We start from the raw sequence: 3,868 nt of genomic DNA, 5'->3' as shown, positions 1-3,868 counted from the left end.
GTCTTCCCACCCCTGCACCAGCCCCCCCTGCTGCGTCTTCCTGCGCGGCCGTGGTGGGCTGCGTGCCGGCCCCCGCCCGCCACCCGCCCCCCCCACTACAGGTGAAGCTTCTGCCGAGCATGGCTCGGCACTACACGTGAGGCTCCTGCTGAGCATGGCTTGGCGCTACGGTGTAGCCTGCTCTTCCCGCAATCGCAGTAACCGCCATGAGCGAACACAAAGCCCACCAGCTGTCGATGACCGTCTTGATGTCGCCGGAGATGGCCAACTTCTCCGGCAAGGTCCACGGCGGTGCGATCCTGCGCCTGCTCGATCAGGTCGCCTATGCCTGTGCCAGCCGCTATGCCGGCAACTACGTGGTGACGCTGTCAGTGGATCAGGTGACCTTCCGCCAACCGATTGCCGTCGGCGAACTGGTGACCTTCCTCGCCTCGGTCAACTACACCGGCAACTCATCGATGGAAGTCGGCATCAAGGTCGTTGCCGAAGACATCCGCAAGGGCGCGGTGCGCCACGCCAACAGCTGCTTCTTCACCATGGTGGCGGTGGACGATGACGGCCGACCAACGCCGGTGCCGTCGCTGCAGCCGGAAACCAGCGATGAGAAACGTCGCTTCGCTGCCGCGCAGATTCGCCGCCAGCTGCGGCAGGAGATGGAGCAGCGGCATCTGGAGTTGCTACAGAGCAATCCGTCGGGTGAGGCGGATTTGTCGGTGCCCAGATTGTAGGAGCGGCGTAAGCCGCGAAGCTGGCCGATATCTGTAGTGCCGTGCCATGCTCGGCAGGGGTATTGCTAGTAGAACCCCTTGCCGAGCATGGCTCGGCACTACATTTCGGCACTGCCGGGAAGGCCCCTGCCGAGCATGGCTCGGCACTACAGGAACGGCGTCAGCCGGTGTTCTGCACGCCTTGCGATACGCCGTTTACGCAGGCTACCAGGGCACGCAGCAGGCCTTCGTCCTGGCGGTCACTTGCACGCCAGCGCTGCAGCAGGTCCACCTGCAGGATGCTGATCGGGTCGATGTAGGGATTGCGCAGGCGGATCGACAGGGCCAGCCGCGGGTCCTGCTCCAGCAACTCCTGCTGGCCACTCAAGCGCTTCACCCAATGTGCGGTCAGCGCCAGTTCCTCGCGGATCAGCGGGAAGAACTGCTCGTGCAGCGGCCCGGCCAGCTTGGAGAACTGTTCGGCAATATGGATGTCGCCCTTGCTCAACACCATCGACATATCGTCGAGGAAGGTTTCGAAGAACGGCCAGTCGTGCGCCATCTCACGCAGGGTCTGTTCATGACCTGCGTCTGCAGCAGCCTGCAGACCACTGCCGACGCCGAACCAACCAGGAATCACCGCCCGTGCCTGGCTCCACGCGAACACCCACGGGATAGCACGCAGATTGGTCAGCGCCGCATCCTGACCCAAGCGCCGCGATGGCCGTGAACCAAGCGTCATCCGCTCGATCACATCAATCGGGGTCGCCTGGCGGAAGTAGTTCATGAACTGCGCATCGCCAACAAAGGCGCGATACGCCACAGAACTCTGCTCGGCCACCAATGCCATCACCGGCTTCCACTGCTCCTCGCGCGGTTCACTGGCACGCGGGCGCAGGCTGGCGCGCAATACAGCGCCGGCAGACTGCTCCAGCGAGCGCAACGCCAACGCACGGATGCCGTACTTGCGATGGATTACTTCGCCCTGCTCGGTTACGCGCAGACGCCCACCGATGCTGCCACGTGGCGAGGCGTTGACCGCATGGGTGGTCTTGGTACCACCGCGGCTGATCGAACCACCGCGGCCGTGGAAGAAGGTCAGCTTGACGCCGAATTCGGCCGCCGTTTCCAGCAACTCCACCTGCGCGTGCTGCAAGCCCCAGCGCGAGGCAGCGATGCCGCCGTCCTTGCCACTGTCCGAGTAACCCAGCATCACCATCTGCACGTCATCGCGCGCGGCCAGATGGGCGCGGTAGACCGGATCGGCAAGCAGATCCCGCAGCGTTGCAGTACCACGCTGCAGGTCGTCCACGGTTTCAAATAGCGGTGCGATATCCAGAGGCACTGCACCATCGGCATCGAGCAGACCACCACGCCGCGCCAGCGCCAACACTGCGAGTACGTCGCCGCGATCATGTGCCATCGAGATGATGTAGCTGCCCAGTGCATCAGCTCCGTGACGTCGGCGCGCATCAGCCAGTGCAGCGAATACCTTGTCCAGACGCTGCCCGACTTCATCCTCGCCGCGCGCCAGCACTTCAGTGCCGGCGGCATACGGTGCCAGCAGCTGCGCCCGCGCGACGTCATCCAAGGCATCGAACGCATCCTGCCCGCCCAACACTTCGGCCAGCGCACGCGAATGCACACTGGATTCCTGACGCACATCCAAGCGCGCCAGATGGAAACCGAACGTGCGCACGCGCCACAGCAAACGGCGCACCGAGAACCAACCAGCGTGCTTTCCTTTGTTGGCCTCCAGGCTGTCGAGAATCAGCTGGATATCGTGAATGAATTCTTCCGGCGACGCATACGCGCCCGGCGCGTCTTCCTGCGTGGCCTGCAGACGCGCACGCATGCGATCGTTGAGCAAGCGATACGGCATGTCGGCGTGACGTGGACGCGACTTCACCTGCGGCAGCAGTTGTTGGTACTCCTGCACACGCGCCTGCACTTCCGCACTGACACCGACCAGTTCGGTCGATTGGCTGAGCAGGCTGGCCAGCGCCACCATGTCTTTCAGATACAAGCTCAGCACCGCGCTGCGCTGCGCGTTCAAGGTATTGGTGATGGTGCCGGCATCCACGTTCGGATTGCCGTCCATGTCGCCACCAACCCAAGTGCCGAAGCGCAGCAGGCGCGGCAGCGGCAAGGTTCGGCCCCAGGTGTCGCGCAACGCCTGTTCCAGCGATTCGTAGAACACCGGGATCACCCGGTACAGCACGCGGGTCAGATAGAAGCCAACGTGCTCGCGCTCATCATCAACGGTCGGGCGCACCGGCGAGGAATCGGCGGTCTGCCACGATGCGGTCAAGGCCATGCGGAAACGCGCGGCATCGGCGGCCTGCTCGCCGGGCGTGCGTTGGCCGTCGAGGTTGTCGACCAAGGCGGCAACCATCAACTGTTCTTTTTCCAGCAGGGCACGGCGCACAGCTTCGGTGGGATGCGCGGTGAACACCGGCTCGATATCGATCTGCGGCAGCCACTGCGCGAGCTCTTCCGGCGTAACGCCCTGCGCCTTCAGCGCGAGCAGCGCGTCATGCAGGCCTTCGGGCTGCGGGCGCTTGGTACCTGCGCGTTGGTAGTCACGGCGACGGCGGATGCGATGCACGCGCTCAGCGATGTTGACCACCTGGAAATAGGTGCTGAAAGCACGCACCAGCGCTTCAGCATCGCGCGGCGAACGCCCGGCCAGTTGCGCGCTGAGCGGAGCCAACGGCGCCTGGCTTTCGCGACGGGCAATTGCTGCCGTGCGCACGTCTTCCACCTCGTCGAGGAAGCCGGGCGATACCTGTTCGGAAATCAGATCACCAACCAACGTGCCGAGGCGACGCACATCGTCGCGCAAGGGCAGATCGGGGGTGGCGAAGACAACGCTGCTGCGGTACTCGTTCATCTAAGACGTAGAGCCTGGAGAGCGGAAACCCGTCAAGCCTACCGCAAAAATCAGCACAGTTTTGCAGTGCACCAAACCTGAAACAGTTGCATTTGAATGTTGTCTGGCGGCTGTCCTTTTGGACAGGAATGCATGGCAAATCAGTCAGTTCGAGGACATGACGAAACAGCGCTTCACCTGTAGTGGGGCGGCCCGGAAGCCCAGGAGGGAGGGCCGCAGCCCCCCCCCCCCCCCAAGCTAGGGCGACAAAAAACTAATGATTTAGTAA

Annotated in this window: 2 protein-coding genes; one reads left to right on the top strand and one right to left on the bottom strand. The window is 63.5% G+C overall.

The window, feature by feature from the left end; translation table 11 throughout:
- Nucleotides 1-206 precede the first annotated feature (206 nt).
- The gene (locus tag ACVOLR_RS19925) at nucleotides 207-728 is read left to right on the top strand and encodes an acyl-CoA thioesterase (RefSeq protein ID WP_481537969.1); all 522 of its coding nucleotides are present in this window, start codon (nucleotides 207-209) and stop codon (nucleotides 726-728) included.
- Nucleotides 729-888: 160 nt separating this feature from the next.
- Here the strand turns inward: ACVOLR_RS19925 and ppc are convergent, their stop codons facing one another.
- A complete protein-coding gene (gene ppc, locus ACVOLR_RS19920) occupies nucleotides 889-3,600 on the bottom strand; it encodes a phosphoenolpyruvate carboxylase (RefSeq protein WP_481537968.1) in 2,712 nt (903 codons plus the stop codon).
- Nucleotides 3,601-3,868: the final 268 nt, after the last annotated feature.

It is taken from the genome of Stenotrophomonas sp. STEN030 (assembly GCF_056759995.1).
This window is presented reverse-complemented; position numbering and strand designations above follow the sequence as displayed.

What these genes read in the sequence shown, in the direction of transcription:
- ACVOLR_RS19925 (WP_481537969.1), top strand. Translation starts at nt 207, where the DNA reads ATGAGCGAACACAAAGCCCACCAGCTGTCGATGACCGTCTTGATGTCG.
- ppc (WP_481537968.1), bottom strand. Translation starts at nt 3,600, where the DNA reads ATGAACGAGTACCGCAGCAGCGTTGTCTTCGCCACCCCCGATCTGCCC.